Here is a 16,026-nt window from a genome sequence, read left to right as displayed (position 1 = left end):
GGATAAAGACGGGGGAACGTCGATGTATAGTGAGCAGGATCTACGCGACGCTGTCGCGGGCGGAGCGATGACCGAAGATGCGGCAAGCGCGTTGCGCAGCCATGTCGCGCAGATGCGCAAGATGCCGATCACGGATGAAGAGAACTTTCGACTGGTCAGCTCCTTCAATGACATTTTCGTCGCCATCGGTGTTGTCATCATGCTGGTAGCCATGGGCGCCGTCGGGCAGGCGATCGCCGGGGAGGTGGCGCGCGGCGTATACCCCGACCTAATCGATGCGATGAATTGGCGAATGGATTATTCGCAGGAGCAGTGGGAGACATATTACGCCTTCTCTACTCTCCGGAGCGCGCTGACGGCTCTGTTCGGAGGCGTGCTCGTTGCGGCGAGCGCGTGGGGCTTGGCCGAATTCTTCACCCGTCGGCGGCGTATGGCTCTGCCCAGCATCCTTCTGCTGCTCGCCTTTATCGGAGGCGTCGCTGCCACGGCTTTCGGAGTCGGTTGGTCTATTTTTCCCGACATGACGGATGAAGTCGTCGCTCTCGTGCTGGGCGCCGCCGGTCTGGCCGCCGCCGCGGGCGCATGGTTTCACTGGAAGCGCTTCATGGTGCCAATCACGGTCGCCGCAGGCGCAGCGTCGGTAGCGGTCACCGTGATCGCACTTCTCGCCGCAGCAATCGCAACCGTTTTCGAGCCGCAGAATACCGACATGGAGACCATCATCCTCACGCTCGTATTCGCTGCCGGACTTGGCGTCTTCGCTTTCGCCATGCGCTGGGACACGAGCGACCGAGAACGCAAGACCCGCCGCAGCGACGTTGCCTTCTGGCTGCACCTGGTCGCCGCTCCGATGATCGCGCATCCGGTCTTCGCGCTTATCGGCGTCATGGACAATGACCAGCTTGGCGTCGGCGCGGCGCTGGCCGTGCTAGGAGTGTACATCGCGTTCGGCCTCGTCGCCCTCGCTATCGACCGCCGGGCGCTGCTCGTATCGGCGCTCGCTTACGTGCTGATCGCGCTGACCTTCCTGTTCGACCGGTTCGGCGCGGTGGAGCTGACCTTTGCGCTCACCGCACTTGTGATCGGTTCGGCCCTACTTACGCTATCTGCGTTCTGGGCACCGATCCGCACCGCACTGGTGGACCGCCTGCCGGGTTCGCTTCAAGAAAGGCTGCCGATCACGGGATATCTCGCTGCGGCCTGATCAAGCGTCGACGGCTTTTACCAGACGACGCTCAAGCGGGGCAAGAACGCTAGCCAGTTCATGCCCACGCTTGAGCACTTGGCCCTGCTCTCCGAAAAGCGCCCACATGCCCTGTCGATTGCGCAGCGACGGGCGCTTTTCCAAGCGCATTTGGGGCGTATCCGCAGCACGGCGGAAGGCGGCGAAGGTGGCGCAATCCTTGGCAAAGTCCATCGCATAATCGCGCCATTCGCCAGCAGCGACCATGCGGCCGTAGAGATCGAGAATGCGCATGAGCTCGGCCCGCTCGAAACCGACCTGTTGCGGCTGCCGGTTGCCGGGAAACGGAACGACATTTGGCGCGCCTGGCGAAGCGGACATCAACGCTCGGCGCCGCTTTTGCGTTCAGCGAAAAGGTCGGCCTCGCCGCCCTCGGCCCTCTGGTCCGCAGGCAGCGCCTTGCTCATAGCCTCCACCTGCCGGGTGAGCGCAGCGATCTGCTGTTCCAGCAATTGCACACGCTCGGTCGGCGCAGGTTCGCATGGCTCATCGCAAGGCGTACCGTATGGGATGAATTCCCGTATCCAGTCTTCCGCCGGAACGAGCGTGGATCTGGCCTTCAGGCCGATCATGGTCGCGCCCTCGGGTACCTCATCCGTGACGACCGCATTCGCGCCGATGCGCGCCCGCTCGCCCACGGTGATCGGGCCGATAACCTGCGCGCCGGACCCCACGATGACTCCGTCCATCAGGGTCGGGTGGCGCTTGCCGCCCTTTCCATTCGTTGGATTGGTGCCGCCCAGCGTCACGCATTGGTAGATCGTGACATTGTCGCCGATTTCAGCGGTCTCGCCGATCACCGTAAAGCCGTGATCGATAAAGAAATTCCGGCCGATGATGGCGCCGGGATGGATGTCTATCGCGGTCAGGAAACGGCTGAAGTGATTCACCACCCGCGCGAAGAAAAACAGCTCGGCCTCGTAAAGCCAGTGCGCCACGCGGTGCAGACCGAGGGCGATGACGCCCGGATAAATAAGGATTTCCCAACGGGACCGCGGCGAAGGATCGCGCGCGCGAACCGAGTCGAGATAGGAGACAAGCCTGTCGAACATCGTCGTATCAGTTTCCCATCAAAACCGGCCTAAAGCAAGCGCGGCTCCTGCGGGCCGTGGACGGCCTCCAGCGCATCACGCCAAATTCCCAGAGTAGGTGGGGCCTTTCGCTCCAGGGACAAGCGGTCGATCGTGGCCACGAGCCGTTCCAGATCGGCATAGGACCGCGTGGCCCTTGGAATAAGGTAGTCGGCGGCATCGTCTCGCAGCGGGAGCCCGCGCTCGGCAGCGAGGGACAGGAGCAGGTCGCGCGCCAGATCGTCATCCGGCTGACCGATCTCCATCTGCAGCGATCCGCCCAGCCGCGATTTCAGATCGGGTAGCGCGATATCCCACGGCGGCTCTCCGCCAATTATCAGAAGGGACGTGCCCCTCTCCTGCGCGCGATTCCAGCGATGAAAAAGCGCGTCCTCCGGCAGCGTGTGCGCATCATCCACGCTCTCGCCCAGCTCGCTCTCGGCGAACCAGCGCGCGAACAGCGATTTCCCCGAACGCGGCGGCCCGGTGAGGACGGCGGTGCGATATGGCCAGCCTTGCGGAGCCGACAGCGCTTCGGCGACCTTTGAATTCCCGGTTCCGATCACGATCCGGTCCGGCCCGCTGCCAGCCTTCAATGGAAGAGCGATCTGCTCCATGCCGCACCGATCCTGCGCACCTAGCGCGAAATGCCGAGCGCGTTCGATCCCTCGTTCACGGCCCAGCCGCGAGAGCGCAAGGCGGCCGCCAGTGCGGACAGCTCGCCAGAGTAAGTCACGCGAATGATGGAATTGCCGCCCACTGCGGTGGACGTATAGGTCGCGCCCAGAACACCGGGCGTACCGCGAATGAGCGAAATCGCGGTATCGTAGGACTCGCTGGTAGGCGTTGCCACCTGCACCACATAGATCGCGCTTGCCGCAACCAGCGTGTCGGGATCCAGCGCGTTGGGCTCCGACGTTGGCTGCGCAGTCGGCTCGGGAACATCGCGCTCCTCAGCGCGGCTTTCTTCCGCTTCGGCACGACGCGCTTCGTCGAGCAGCGCACGGATCTGCGGACTGAGCTCAACATTGTCGAGGGTAAGCGTCGGATCCGGGCTCAGCGTGCCGCTCTCGAGCGCTTCGGAGAAAATCGCGTCGAAACGTGCCACGGCACGGCGCAACATGGCGGGCAACTGTTCGGCGCTTTCCGCGCGCATGGTAAAGCTTTCGAGAAAACGATTGTCCGGGCCGTAGCGTGCGGTGAAACGTCCCTCCACCGGCCCTCCGGGCCATTCCCAGCGAAGATTGGCGATGGGCACGAGCACGTCTGCCGCGCCGAACTGGTCGAGGATATTGTTCCACCAGGCACGACTGCGGCGACCGGTCTGGCCGTATGTTAGCAGAAGCGATTCACCGCCCGAGCCGGAGGGGCGCACGTAATCGATGGTGCTCGATCCGAACTGGTATTCCGCCCACGCCTGCTGCCATGGATTGCGCACTTCGAACATGGTTTGCGTGCCGCCGGAAATCATGGTCGGCAAAGTGAGCATCGGGGCGGAGCGCGAGCGAGATCCACTCGCACCAAGCAGGGCGCCGGCGCGTTGCCGGTCAAAAATCACCCCAAGCGTGGCGACGTAGCGGCGCGGCCCGATATTTTCCTGCTCGACGACAATGGCCGAGACCAGCGACTCGAGTCGGGAGTCGGGAATATCGGGCCCGTCCAGTTTCTCCCACGCCAGGCGCTGCGCTTCGCGCCATCCATTCTGGCGCGCGTCCTCCGCATTATCGCCGGTGACGTTCACTTCGATCCCGCGCACGTCGATATCGGTGCTGCTCGCGACCGGCGCGATCCCGCGATTGCCGCCCACCTGCGCCACCAGCGCGGTGACCGCAAGCATCGTCGCGAGCACGGCCAGAACCGCGCCGACAAGGGCGGGCGCTGGCGCGTCACGAAGGCGGGAGGGGATGGAAAGCATCGTCATCGGGGAAATCGCCAGCCTTTTGCCCAATGCCGAGTGGAAATCCAAGCCCGAAAGCCTATGGCAGGTGCATGAATTCCGGCAAGCAATCCTACACCTACGAACAGGCGGGCGTTTCCATCGATGCGGGCAACCGGCTCGTCAAGGCGATCGGCCCGCTGGTCAAGACCACGATGCGGCCCGGCGCCGATGGCGAGATCGGCGGATTCGGTGGGTTTTTCGATCCGAAAGCGGCTGGCTACAAGGATCCGCTGCTCGTCGCCGGCAATGACGGGGTCGGTACGAAGCTGAAACTGGCGATCGACGCGAACCGGCATGACAGCGTCGGCGTGGACCTGGTCGCAATGTGCGTGAACGATTTGATCGTTCAGGGTGCAGAGCCTTTGTTTTTCCTTGACTATTTCGCCACCGGAAAGCTCGACAATGGCGTGGCCGAGCGTGTGATCGCCGGCATTGCCGACGGTTGCAGGCAGGCGGCCTGCGCGCTGATCGGCGGCGAAACGGCGGAAATGCCGGGCATGTATGCCGATGGCGATTACGATCTTGCGGGCTTCTGCGTCGGCGCGGTGGAGCGCGGCGAGCAATTGACCGGAGATCGCGTCGCGACCGGCCACGTGCTGCTCGGCCTGGCAAGCTCCGGTGTGCATTCCAACGGCTTCTCGCTCGTACGCCGCCTCGCCGCAGACAAAGGCTGGAAACTGGATCGCCCCGCTTTGTTCGATCAGGATCGTCTGCTGATCGAAGCTCTGCTGGAGCCGACGAGAATTTACGTGAAGAGCCTCCTGCCCGTGGTGCGCGACGGACGCGTGGATGCGCTGGCGCACATTACCGGCGGCGGCCTGCTCGAAAACCTGCCGAGGGTTCTGCCCGAAGGCGCCCGCGCCGTGGTCGATGCCGATGCGTGGCCGCAGTCCGGCCTGATGGCTTTCCTGCAGGCGCAGGGCAATATCGAGCCTGGCGAGATGGCGCGCACCTTCAATTGCGGGATCGGGATGGTCCTGGCGGTGACGCCTGGCCAGGCGGACGCCGTGACGGCTGCGCTGCAGGATGCTGGCGAAACCGTCTACCGGATCGGCGAGATCATCGAAGGCTCTCGCGGCTGCACGGTGCGCGGATCGGTCGGAACCTGGAGCGGCAGAGCCGATTGGGAAGTATCGCACGATGCCTGAAAAGGCGAAGGTCGCGTGCCTCCTTTCCGGCAATGGCACGACGATGTCGGCCCTGCTCTTTCATTCGCGCCTGCCAGATTGTCCGTACGAAATCGTGCTCGTCGCCTCGAACAATCCGGAGGCGCCCGGCCTAGGCATTGCCGAAGCTGAAGGTATCGCGACCTTTGCTCACGATCACCGCGGAATGGATCGCTCCGCACACGAGGCGATAATGAACGAAGCACTGCGCAAGAGCAGTGCCGAATATCTTGCGCTATGCGGCTATATGCGGATCCTGACGGAAGATTTCGTGGACGGGTGGGAAGGCCGGATGGTCAACACCCACCCTTCCCTGCTGCCGAAATACAAGGGACTCGACACCCATCAGCGTGCAATCGATGCTGGCGATGCCTTCGGTGGCTGCTCGGTGCACATCGTGACTCCGGAATTGGATGGCGGTCCGCTGCTGGGCCAGCTGCCCGTTGCTATCCTGCCCGGCGATACGGCGGAAAGTCTGGCAAGCCGGGTAATCCTGGCCGAATACCAGCTCTATCCGCGCAAGCTCGCCGAATATGTCGGACGGCATTATCGCGCCGATTGGCTGCTGGAGCGCGCGCGCGAATTGGCCCTGGCAATGCCCGAGGCCGAAGAGCGCGAGAGCCACGGTGCACCGGCCTGGCGGACGAGTGGGAAGAGCGGCAAGTATTTCGCGCATTTCAGCGACACGCATCACGGCAGCGAGCATGTCGCTCTGCTCGTCAAGACGGGCGGCCCTGACGAGGTGGAAAGCCTCGCCGAGACGGCGCCCGACACCTATTTCAAGCCCGCTTATTATGGCGCGAGCGGATGGGTGGGGATAATTTTGAACCGTCCGGGCGTTGACTGGGACAATGTCGAAGACTGGCTCAATCGAAGCTGGCGCATGGTCGCGCCAAAGCGCCTCAGCCAGCTGCAGAGTGCAGCAAACGAGTTCTGACGCTTGAGCAGCCCGCCGCGCCCCCACCCGCTCGCACGCTCCAGCAATGTGGACCGTGCATCCCGTTTCTTCAGCACAGCCTGGGAACGCGGGTGGATCATGCACCCGCCGATCGATGCCGCGGGCCTGTGGGCCATGGCAGAGGAGGCCGCGTCGGACGGTGATGAGCGCGGGCCGCGCACCGAAGAGGATGTCGCGGATTTCCGCATCCGGTTGGAGAGCCTGACCCGCTCCTTGCAGGACGATGCCAAGCTCAGCCCGCTTGGCCACGCCTTCGCCCATGGGCAACTCTGGAGGGCCGTGCGACAGCGCCTGGAACTTGGCGCCCTGTGGTCGCGCGATCCGGAAATATTGGTGACCGATATCCAGCCACCGATCATCGTGGTCGGGCAGATGCGCAGCGGCACGACGCGGATACATCGCTTGCTCGCGGCAGACCCGGCGCATGCGGCCACGCGCTTCTGCGACAGCTGGAACCCGGTGCCGCGATCGCCCGATACGCGGCCGCTCTGGTCCGCCCTCACGCTGATGTGCGCGCGAACGCTCGATCCGTGGATCGACAGCATCCACCCGATGGGTGTCACGCGCCCGGACGAAGAGCTTGGATGGCTGGCTTGCGCCCTCGATCATTGTGCTTATGAAGCGCAGTGGCGCATTCCGTCCTACACCGCTTTTTCCGAAGCGCGCGATCCCGCACCTGTCTATCGCGAGTTTGCTCGGATCCTGCGAACCGATGCCCATTTTCATGGCAATGCCAGCAAACGCCGTGTGCTCAAAGTTCCGCAATTTGCGGAAGACCTGGGCACGTTATTACAACAATTTCCCGACGCTGCCGTGGTAATGACGCGGCGTTGCCAGGACGATACCGCGACCAGCTCCGCCTCGCTCGTTGCCAACCAGATGACGATCCAGTCCGATGACGTCGATCTCGATTGGATCCACGCCGAAACGCGGCGCAAGATCGAGTTACGCAGATCGCGCGTCGAGCAGGCGCTGGACGGTTTCGAAGGTCCGCTTGCGATTGTGGATTTCGATGCGCTGGGAGCGGATTGGGAAGCGGAAATCGACCGCGTTTACGAGGCGCTGGGCCTTGTCCTCTCTACCGAAGCCATAGAGGCCATGCGCGAAGAGCAGAACCGCGCGGCGGAATCTTCGCACTCCGCACATTCGGCACAGCTGCGAGCGTTTGCGCAGCAGAACCATCCGGGCTTTCAGGCCGAAGCCAGCCGCTAGCCGGCAGGCTGCAGCGTTCGATGGAGAAGCAGATGCGCCATGGGGTTCGCGTCGCGGTCCCCGAAGCTCTGCCAGTCCTTCAACAGACCGTTTTCGACGCGTACCGCCCATAGCATGTCATGCTCCAGCCGCGGGTCGGATGCCCGCGTGCGGCCGCGCAACAGCACTTGGCCGCCGCGCACCGTCGCGTCTTTTATCTCTAGGCCGAAATCCTCGTCCATATCCATCAGAGCATGCACAGCCTTGGCGCATCGCGCCTTGCCTTCGATCGCGTCTCCCCGCGCGTCAATGAAGGAAAACTCAGGATGATGCATATGGATCATCGCGCCCGCATCATGCCGGTTGAGCGCATCGATATAGCGGCGGACGATGGCGATGGATTTCTTGCGATTTCGCCCGAACATCGCGCTCAATTCGCAATTCGGATGCTGGGCGTGTCTTCCAGCGGTTCTGCCTTATCGGGCATGAGGCGGTGCGCCAGCGCCGGTGCGCTGCTTTCACCGAAACTCTGCCAGTACAGCAGACGGCCATCTTCGACGCGGGCCAGCCAGAGGGTATCCGTCGCCAGGGAGGCATCCTCAGCCTCCGTATGGCCGCGCAACAGAATGTCGCCGTGATTGTTGGAGATGCCCTCGACATGCATGCGGAAATTGCTGCCGAGTGCCATGAAGGCGCGGACGGCATCCGTGCAGTCATCGATACCATCGATACCAAAGCCGTGGCTGTCGATGAAGCGGCAATCCGGGTGCAGCAAGGCGATGATCGCGTCGGCATCGCGCGCGTTGACGGCTGCGACATAGCGCCGCACCACGTTTTCCGCCTTGTTACGCATCTGCCAGAACAAATTCGGCCTCCCCGATGGAGGTTGCGATCGCGACGAATGCGCGAGTCGCATTACCCCCATGGAGGAGTTACATCAATCTGCCTGAAAAGTCCGGGAAATCTTGATTTCTCTCGAAATCAACCGACGATCTCATTCTCATCGAAGAAGAAATCGATTTCGATCTTGGCATTCTCTTCGCTGTCCGAACCGTGGACGGTGTTGGCCTCTATGCTTTCTGCATAGGTCTTGCGGATCGTGCCGTCATCGGCGTCGGCCGGGTTGGTCGCGCCCATGATCGTGCGGTTGCGAACGACAGCGTCTTCGCCCTCGAGAACCTGGACGACCACTGGGCCGCTGGTCATGAATTCGACGAGCTCACCGAAAAAGGGGCGCTCCTTGTGGACGGCGTAGAAGCCTTCGGCCTGATCCTTAGTCATGTGGATGCGCTTGGACGCGACGACGCGCAGGCCGGCATCTTCCAGCATCTTGGTGACGGCACCGGTGAGATTGCGGCGCGTGGCATCGGGCTTGATGATCGAGAACGTGCGGGTGACCGCCATAAGAGAATCCTTCGAATTGGGTATCTGGAGATTGCGCGCGCCCCTAGCGCCAAGGCGATGGGCGGGCAAGCCCAATGCGCCGCATCGACGCTAAGGCCCTTCGACCCAGCGTCCACCATCTTGCTTCCAGAACTTTCGCTCGATTTCGTTGCGTTCACCCAGCGCTTTCCACGTCTGGCGGGCGGCCTCGATCGTCGCAGCGTCGAAAAGCAGCATGGTGCGCGTGAAAGTGTCTCCCGGATCGCGCCATTCGCCATCGGCGAGGAGCAGGAATTTCGCGCTATTTGCCGGGTCGACCTCGCCCGACAGCAGAATGGGCTGGCGCGCATCGTGCTCGTCTCCGGCGATGCCATTGGCGAGAAATGCCTCTGGCGAAGCTTCCCACAGCGTCTTCGAGATGCTTTCGAGCATGTCGAGATCGTCGGCTACGACCAGCAGCCGCTCCCCAGCCTCGATGGTTTTGCGCGCGAGAAGGGCGATGGCGACGGGCGCGGGATCGCGGGAAAGCTGATAGAAATCGACGCGCATCAACTCTCCTTGCTTTTAGAGCGGCGGCACCGTTCGGAGCAGTAGCGGACGCTCTCCCAGTCCCGCTCCCACTTCTTGCGCCAGGTGAAAGGCAAACCACAGGTCTCGCAGATCTTGCTGGGCAGATCGGACTTTTTCCGCATCCGCCCCATGATCGCTCAGCCCTCCACCGCGTCGCGGATGAAGCGGTCGATCAGGCGCACGCCATAGCCGGTGGCGCCCTTGTCCCAGGTTGCGCCAGGCTTGTCGGCCCAGACCATGCCAGCAATGTCGCAATGCGCCCAATTCACCCCGTCTTCGACAAAACGCTGGAGATATTGCGCGGCGGTAATCGATCCGGCCCAGCGTGGACCGACATTCTTCATATCGGCGATCGGGCTGTCGATCAGCTTGTCGTATTCGGGGCCGAGCGGCATGCGCCATAGCCGGTCGCCACTCGCCTTGCCCGCGGCCAGCAGACTGTCGGCGAGTTCATCGTCGTTGGAAAAGACACCCGCATGCTCGTTGCCGAGAGCGACGAGCATCGCCCCCGTCAGCGTGGCAAGATCGACCAGCGTCTTCGGCGTGTATTCACGCTGCACCCAGGTCATCGCATCGCACAGCACCAGACGCCCCTCGGCATCCGTGTTGATGACCTCGACGGTCTGCCCGCTCATTGAGGTGACTACGTCGCCGGGGCGCTGCGCATTGCCATCCGGCATGTTCTCGACCAGCCCGCAAACACCCACGACGTTCGCCTTTGCCTTGCGCCCGGCCAGCGCAAGCATCGCGCCGGCGACAGCCCCTGCGCCGCCCATGTCCCATTTCATGTCTTCCATGCCCGCAGGCGGCTTCATCGAGATACCGCCAGTATCGAAAGTGACGCCCTTGCCGACGAACACGGTGGGGGTTTCGCCATCCTTGCCGCCCATCCATTCGACGATTAGCAATTGCCCCTCGCGCACCGACCCCTGGCTGACGCCCATCAGCGCGCCCATACCAAGCTCCAGCATCTCCTTCTCGCCGAGCACGCGGATATTAAGGCCGGTGCCCTCATACCTTTTGCGGCAGCGGGCGACGAAGCTTTCGGGATAAATCACATTGGCGGGTTCGGCGACCAGCTCCCGCGTGAATTCGACGCCCTCGGCCACGGCCTTGGCATCCGCCCAGGCATCCTGGGTGCCATTCGGCGCGCCGACCGCGTGGATCGTATCTAGGGTGCGCTTCTGCTCGTCGCGCAGCTTGGTGCGATATTCGTCCCAGCGCCATGCCCTGAGCCGCGCGCCCATAAGTACGGCAGCAGTTTCCTCTGCCGAAAGACCGCTCTTCGCGACGTCGATCGCCAACGCCGTCTCGCCGCTGGTGAGATATTTCGCCGTCAGCGCCGCACCGGCTTTTTCCAGCGCCGCCATCCGTCCGGCATCGCCAGCCTTGCCCGCGCCCACCAAAGCAAGCCGCACGACCTTGCCGCCCGCCTCGTAAAAGCCATCGAAGACCTGGCCCGCCTTGCCGGTAAAGCGGGACGCTTCCGCCCCTTCCCTGACCGTCTTCGGCACGTCCTCGCCCAGCGCTCCCGGCTCGATGACGCGCGCCACGAGACGCGGGGAATTGCTGTCGAAACTGTCGCGAAACTGGATATCCATGGAGGCTCCCGAAGAGAATTCTGATGTCTTGCGATCGGGCCGAAGCCGCCTGCAAAGCGAGCGTTGCAGTTAGGAGCGACCGGTGCGATAGGCAAGCCATGCTGCCCGGCCCGCCTCACGCGTCGCACCGCCCGCTGTGCCCGCTTTCCGGGCGTCTGACGATGAGCAGCTTTGCGGCGTTGTCGCTGACCTGTCTTACCTCACCCGCCCTCGCCCAGAACGGCGAGGCCCCCGGTGTGCTGACGGCGCAGGAACTGGCGCAGGATGAACCCGATCCGTTCGATCCAGAGCAGGAAACGTCGGACCCCGATCCGGACGGGCCCAGCGGCCTCGTCATACCCGAAGTCGATATAGATGGGCAGCGCCAGATCGGCTTCGAAGCAAACACCCTGCAATATGATCAGGACAGCGACACCGTCACTGCGTCGGGAAATGTCATCCTCCGCTCCGGCGATCAGTCTTTGCGCGCCGATGCCGTGTCATGGAACCGCTTCACCGGGGAAATCGTCGTTGAGGGATCGGTGCGGCTGGTGGATGAAAACGGCAACCAGCTCTTCACCGAGCGAGTCACACTGACCGACGAACTGCAAGCGGGCGCGATGAACAATCTGCTGCTCGCCTTCCGACAGGGCGCGCGCCTTGCAGCGGCCAATGCCACCCGCGCCGAAGATGGCGATATCGTGCTCGACCGCGCGGTCTATTCCTCATGCCCGGTGATCGACAGCGACGGTTGCGAGCGCATCCCTAGCTGGCGGATTACGGCCGATCGCGTTTACTATGACAGCGATCGGGAGCGCATCCGGTTCACCGGCGCCTATCTCGAATTGTTCGGCGCACGCATTCTTCCATTGCCAGGCCTCACGGTGCGGGCCGATGGCGGCGCAAGCAGCGGATTTTTCATTCCCGATATCGGCATCACTGCGTCAAACGGTTTCGAGCTGACCGACAGCTATTACCTGCGGCTCGCCGAAAATCGCGACCTCTTGCTAAGCGGTTATCTCTACACCGAAGCGGCGCCGATGGTGTCTGCCCAGTATCGCCAGCTGACCGAGCGCGGGGCCTACCAGGTCACTGGCTACGCCACCTACGGATCGCGGATTCCTCTGAATGCAACCGAGCCGGTAAGCGAGACGGATTTTCGCGGATACATCTTTGCCAACGGCCGCTTCCAGCTCGACGAGAACTGGAGCGCGACCGGATCTGTGCGCGTTGCCAGTGACCGCACCTTCCTGCGCCGCTACGATATCAGCCGGGAGGATCGCATCCGCTCGGTGGTCGAGCTCGAGCGGATTGACGACAATTCCTACGTCTCCATCGCCGGTTGGGCGACGCAGGCCCTGTTGGTCAGCACCGATCAAGGCCAAGTGCCACTCGCCCTGCCGCTGATTGACGCGCGCTATCGGCTTGAGGAACCCGTCCTTGGCGGGCAGGTCGAAGTGCAGGCGAACACGCTCGCCATCACGCGGTCTGAAGGGCAGGATACGCAGCGCGCCTTCGCTCGCGCGCAATGGGATATGCGCCGCATCACGCCTATGGGGCAGGAGGTGACGTTAACGGCTCTGGTGCGCGGCGACGTCTACCATTCGGATGAGAATTTCCGCACCGAAACACCGCTTTATCGCGGGGAAGAGGGCTGGCAGACACGCGGCGTCGCCATAGCGGCGGTCGACGTGAAATGGCCATTCATCGGGGAAGCGTTCGGCGGCACGCAGGTGCTCACACCGCGCCTGCAGCTGGTTGCCGCGCCCGACATCCGCAATCTCGACATTCCGAACGAAGACGCGCGCGCAATCGATCTGGAGGACTCAAATCTCTTCTCGCTCAACCGCTTTCCCGGTTACGACCGCGTCGAGGATGGCGTTCGCCTGACCTATGGCGCGGACTGGCAGCTCACGATGCCGGGCTGGCGGATCGAGAGCACGATCGGCCAGTCCTATCGGCTGGATGACGAGTTCAACCTGTTCCCGGACGGGACCGGTTTGTCAGAGCAATTCTCCGATTTCGTCGGCCGCACACAGGTGCGCTACAACGATTTCGTCAAGTTCACGCATCGCTTTCGACTGGACAAGGACAATTTCGCCGTCCGCAGGAATGAAATCGACGCGACTGTCGGCACCGATGCCACTTATGCGGAAATCGGATATCTGCGGCTGAACCGCGATATCGATTTGAATTTCGAGGATTTGCAGGATCGCGAGGAATTGCGCGCCGCGGGCCGCGTAGGCTTTGCGCAATATTGGTCCATTTTCGGTTCCGCGGTCATCAATCTGACCGACCGCGACGAGGATCCGAGTTTCACTGCAGACGGTTTCGAACCGCTGCGCACGCGCCTCGGCATCGCTTATGCGGACGATTGCCTCGAATTCGGCTTCACCTGGCGGCGGGACTATATCGAACTCGCGGACGCACAGAGCGGCAACAGTTTCCGGGTCTATTTCGCGCTGCGCAATCTCGGACTTTAAGATAGCGGCACAAGCCTTGCGGCACACTTGGCGAGAGCGGATGGCTCAGCTATCGTTAAGCCGCGATTTCCCAAGAGACACTTCAAGAACACCGCAAAATCGGGCGCGCGATAAACGCGCCGACAATAGGATCATGACAACCGTGAAATCTTTCGCCACCAAAGCCTTTCGCTCTACACTCGTCGGTGTTGGCGCCGCCCTCATCGCGGGCTCGCTCACCAGCGTCGCGGTGCACGCCCAAGCCCAGGCGGGGGGCAGCGATGCTTTCAACTTGCCGGACGACATTTCCTTCATCTCGACACCTGCCAATCCGAATGAGCGCCGCGCGACCGCGCGCGTCAATGGCAGCATCATCACCGGTACCGATGTCGATCACCGCGTGGCGTTGATCGTGGCCGCGCAGGAACGCGAACTGCCGGCCGAGGAAGTGGCAAGACTTCGCTTGCAGGTGCTGCGCAACCTCATCGACGAAACGCTGCAGGTGCAGGAGGCGGAGAATCTGGACATCGCCGTCACCGATCAGGAAGTGCAGCAATCCTACGAACGCTTCGCCGTCGAAGCGCGCGGGATGAGCGTTTCCGAGATGGACGCCTACCTCGCTTCGATCGGGTCTTCGCCCAATTCCATCAAGCGGCAGATCCGCGGAGAATTGGCGTGGACCAATCTGCTTCGCCGCAATGTCGCGCCCTTCGTGAACGTCTCCGAAGGCGAAGTGACCGATTTGTGGACTCGTCTGCAGGAATCGCGCGGCACGGCCGAATATCGCCTCGGCGAAATTTTCCTGTCGGCAAACACCGCCAACCGCGAACAGGTCCGCGCGAACGCCAACGAGATCATTTCACAGCTGCGCGAAGGCGGCAGCTTCGTTGCCTACGCCCGGCAGTTCTCCGAAGCGTCGAGCCGCGTCGTCGGCGGCGATCTCGGCTGGATCCAGTTGCAGCAATTGCAGCAGCCCCAGCTTGAAGCGGCCGCCGCGCAGATGGTCCCCGGGCAGCTGGTTGGCCCGCTCGAAATCCCGGGTGGTTTTTCCATCCTGTTGATGATCGACCAACGCCAGATCGGCATGGCCGATCCGCGCGATGCGGTGCTCAGCCTCAAGCAAATCGCCATCGGTTTTCCCGCAGGCACCACGGCCGCCGAAGCCGAAGCACGCGGCGCCGAATTCGTTGCGGCGGTGGAATCGATGAATGGGTGCGGCGATGCCGACGCCCGCGCCGCCGCTATCGGCGCGACGACAGTCAACAATGACGAGATCCAGGTACGCCAGTTGCCCGAGGCGTTGCAGAGCGTGTTGCTGCAGCTCAATGTCGGGCAGGTTACTCCGCCTTTCGGCGATCTGCAGGAAGGCATTCGCGTGCTGATGCTGTGCGGTCGGGACGATCCGGAAGAAACGGCCGGACCGAGCGTAGAGCAGATCATGGCGCAGTTGGAAGACGAGCGGATCAACCGCCGCGCCCAGCGTTATCTGCGCGACCTGCGCCGCGACGCGGTGATAGAGTATAACTAAGCCGCTCGTCGTCTCGCTGGGCGATCCGGCGGGGATCGGGCCGGAGATCATCGCCGCCGCCTGGCTGCGGCGCGAAGAGCTCGATCTGCCCGATTTCGTAGTTGCCGGCGGCGGTCGGATCATGGCGACCGTCATCGTGAGCGATGGGCCGCCCTGCCTCGACGGACCGGACGGCGCCTATCGCCCCGGCCAACCGGACCGCGATGGCGCCGCGATTGCATCGGATTCGCTCAAGCTCGCGACCGACCTCGTGAAGTCAGGCTATTGCAGCGCGCTCGTGACGGCTCCCGTGTCTAAAGCGAATATTGCGCAGATCGATCCCGGCTTCATCGGCCAGACCGAATTCTTTGCCGATGCCTGCGGTCTGGATCACCACGCATCGGTGATGATGCTTGCCGGGCCGAGCCTGAAAACCGTGCCCATGACGGTGCATTGTGCCTTTGCGGACGTTCCGGACCTGCTGACAGTGGAATTGATCGTCGAGCGTTGCAGGATCGTTGCGCGATCGTTGCAGGTCGATTTCGGCATACGAGACCCGCATATCGCCATCGCAGGCTTAAATCCCCATGCTGGCGAGGACGGGCGGATGGGTAGCGAGGAAATCGAGATCATCGCACCCGCCATCGCGCAATTGCGCACAGAAGGCGTGAACGCGAGCGGCCCGCATCCTGCCGACACGCTGTTCGCCCCGCACAAGCGCGGCACTTACGATGTCGCCATTGCGATGTATCACGATCAGGCGCTGGTGCCGCTGAAGGCGCTCGATTTCGACGAAGGCGTCAATGTCACCCTCGGCCTGCCGATCGTGCGCACATCGCCCGATCACGGCACGGCTTTCGACATCGCCGGCAAGGGTATCGCCCGGCCCGACGCCATGATTGCCGCCATTCGCATGGCCGCAGAGATTGCCGAGAGGCGCGCGGCGCTCTAGCAGCG

Annotated in this window: 17 protein-coding genes; 7 read left to right on the top strand and 10 right to left on the bottom strand. The window is 62.9% G+C overall.

The features are described 5' to 3' along the window. The first annotated feature begins 22 nt into the window (after positions 1 to 22). Positions 23 to 1,204, top strand: coding sequence for a hypothetical protein (locus tag D6201_RS01180; protein WP_120047043.1), 1,182 nt, complete (start codon positions 23 to 25; stop codon positions 1,202 to 1,204). On the opposite strand, the gene D6201_RS01175 is transcribed toward D6201_RS01180, so the two are convergent. The 4 genes from D6201_RS01175 to D6201_RS01160 are packed head-to-tail and all read right to left on the bottom strand — an operon-like array spanning position 1,205 to position 4,234. Further along, positions 1,205 to 1,564 carry a DUF2794 domain-containing protein gene (locus tag D6201_RS01175; protein ID WP_120047042.1) on the bottom strand — a complete coding sequence of 120 codons (360 nt, stop codon included), beginning with the start codon at positions 1,562 to 1,564 and terminating at the stop codon, positions 1,205 to 1,207. Continuing rightward, on the bottom strand, positions 1,564 to 2,295 hold the full coding sequence (gene epsC, locus D6201_RS01170) for a serine O-acetyltransferase EpsC (protein ID WP_120047041.1): 732 nt from the start codon (positions 2,293 to 2,295) through the stop codon (positions 1,564 to 1,566). Before epsC ends, D6201_RS01175 begins: the two co-directional genes overlap by 1 nt. Before the next feature lie 29 nt (positions 2,296 to 2,324). Continuing rightward, entirely contained in the window at positions 2,325 to 2,930 is a 606-nt protein-coding gene (locus D6201_RS01165) for an HdaA/DnaA family protein (protein ID WP_120047040.1), read from the bottom strand. A gap of 20 nt (positions 2,931 to 2,950) precedes the next feature. Beyond that, the gene (locus D6201_RS01160) at positions 2,951 to 4,234 is read right to left on the bottom strand and encodes a heavy-metal-associated domain-containing protein (protein ID WP_242447386.1); all 1,284 of its coding nucleotides are present in this window, start codon (positions 4,232 to 4,234) and stop codon (positions 2,951 to 2,953) included. 68 nt (positions 4,235 to 4,302) lie between these two features. Between D6201_RS01160 and purM the strand changes: the two genes are divergently transcribed. From purM to D6201_RS01145, 3 genes are read left to right on the top strand one after another with little or no spacing between them, the layout of a single operon-like run. Beyond that, the gene (gene purM / locus D6201_RS01155) at positions 4,303 to 5,400 is read left to right on the top strand and encodes a phosphoribosylformylglycinamidine cyclo-ligase (protein WP_120047039.1); all 1,098 of its coding nucleotides are present in this window, start codon (positions 4,303 to 4,305) and stop codon (positions 5,398 to 5,400) included. Further along, complete coding sequence (purN, locus tag D6201_RS01150) at positions 5,393 to 6,355, top strand: phosphoribosylglycinamide formyltransferase (RefSeq protein WP_120047038.1); 963 nt, start codon at positions 5,393 to 5,395, stop codon at positions 6,353 to 6,355. Before purM ends, purN begins: the two co-directional genes overlap by 8 nt. A 3-nt stretch (positions 6,356 to 6,358) precedes the next feature. Beyond that, positions 6,359 to 7,588 carry a sulfotransferase family protein gene (locus D6201_RS01145; protein ID WP_242447385.1) on the top strand — a complete coding sequence of 410 codons (1,230 nt, stop codon included), beginning with the start codon at positions 6,359 to 6,361 and terminating at the stop codon, positions 7,586 to 7,588. Here D6201_RS01145 and D6201_RS01140 read toward each other — a convergent pair. The 6 genes from D6201_RS01140 to D6201_RS01115 form a co-directional block, all read right to left on the bottom strand. Then, complete coding sequence (locus tag D6201_RS01140) at positions 7,585 to 7,992, bottom strand: nuclear transport factor 2 family protein (protein WP_120047037.1); 408 nt, start codon at positions 7,990 to 7,992, stop codon at positions 7,585 to 7,587. The genes D6201_RS01145 and D6201_RS01140 overlap by 4 nt on opposite strands. Before the next feature lie 5 nt (positions 7,993 to 7,997). Then, positions 7,998 to 8,420: a nuclear transport factor 2 family protein gene (locus tag D6201_RS01135; protein ID WP_165853467.1), complete on the bottom strand. Its 423-nt coding sequence runs from the start codon at positions 8,418 to 8,420 to the stop codon at positions 7,998 to 8,000. A 128-nt stretch (positions 8,421 to 8,548) separates the two neighbouring features. After that, the gene (gene ndk / locus D6201_RS01130; protein WP_120047035.1) at positions 8,549 to 8,971 is read right to left on the bottom strand and encodes a nucleoside-diphosphate kinase; all 423 of its coding nucleotides are present in this window, start codon (positions 8,969 to 8,971) and stop codon (positions 8,549 to 8,551) included. 90 nt (positions 8,972 to 9,061) lie between these two features. Next, positions 9,062 to 9,499, bottom strand: coding sequence for a DNA polymerase III subunit chi (locus D6201_RS01125; protein WP_120047034.1), 438 nt, complete (start codon positions 9,497 to 9,499; stop codon positions 9,062 to 9,064). Further along, a complete protein-coding gene (locus D6201_RS01120) occupies positions 9,499 to 9,651 on the bottom strand; it encodes a DUF2256 domain-containing protein (protein WP_120047033.1) in 153 nt (50 codons plus the stop codon). Before D6201_RS01120 ends, D6201_RS01125 begins: the two co-directional genes overlap by 1 nt. 6 nt (positions 9,652 to 9,657) lie before the next feature. Beyond that, entirely contained in the window at positions 9,658 to 11,121 is a 1,464-nt protein-coding gene (locus D6201_RS01115; RefSeq protein ID WP_120047032.1) for a leucyl aminopeptidase, read from the bottom strand. Positions 11,122 to 11,282: 161 nt separating this feature from the next. Between D6201_RS01115 and D6201_RS01110 the strand changes: the two genes are divergently transcribed. The 3 genes from D6201_RS01110 (at position 11,283) to pdxA (ending at position 16,021) form a co-directional block, all read left to right on the top strand. After that, positions 11,283 to 13,583 (top strand): LPS-assembly protein LptD, encoded by a 2,301-nt coding sequence (locus tag D6201_RS01110; RefSeq protein WP_120047031.1) that lies wholly within the window; start codon positions 11,283 to 11,285, stop codon positions 13,581 to 13,583. A gap of 133 nt (positions 13,584 to 13,716) precedes the next feature. Next, a complete protein-coding gene (locus D6201_RS01105) occupies positions 13,717 to 15,090 on the top strand; it encodes a peptidylprolyl isomerase (protein ID WP_120047030.1) in 1,374 nt (457 codons plus the stop codon). A gap of 121 nt (positions 15,091 to 15,211) precedes the next feature. Next, positions 15,212 to 16,021 carry a 4-hydroxythreonine-4-phosphate dehydrogenase PdxA gene (gene pdxA, locus D6201_RS01100; protein ID WP_242447383.1) on the top strand — a complete coding sequence of 270 codons (810 nt, stop codon included), beginning with the start codon at positions 15,212 to 15,214 and terminating at the stop codon, positions 16,019 to 16,021. Positions 16,022 to 16,026 lie beyond the last annotated feature (5 nt).

Source organism: Aurantiacibacter aquimixticola, from assembly GCF_003605475.1.
GTDB lineage: Bacteria > Pseudomonadota > Alphaproteobacteria > Sphingomonadales > Sphingomonadaceae > Alteraurantiacibacter > Alteraurantiacibacter aquimixticola_B.
The sequence above is the reverse complement of the archived record's forward strand: the minus strand, read 5'-3'. Positions and strand labels throughout refer to the sequence as shown.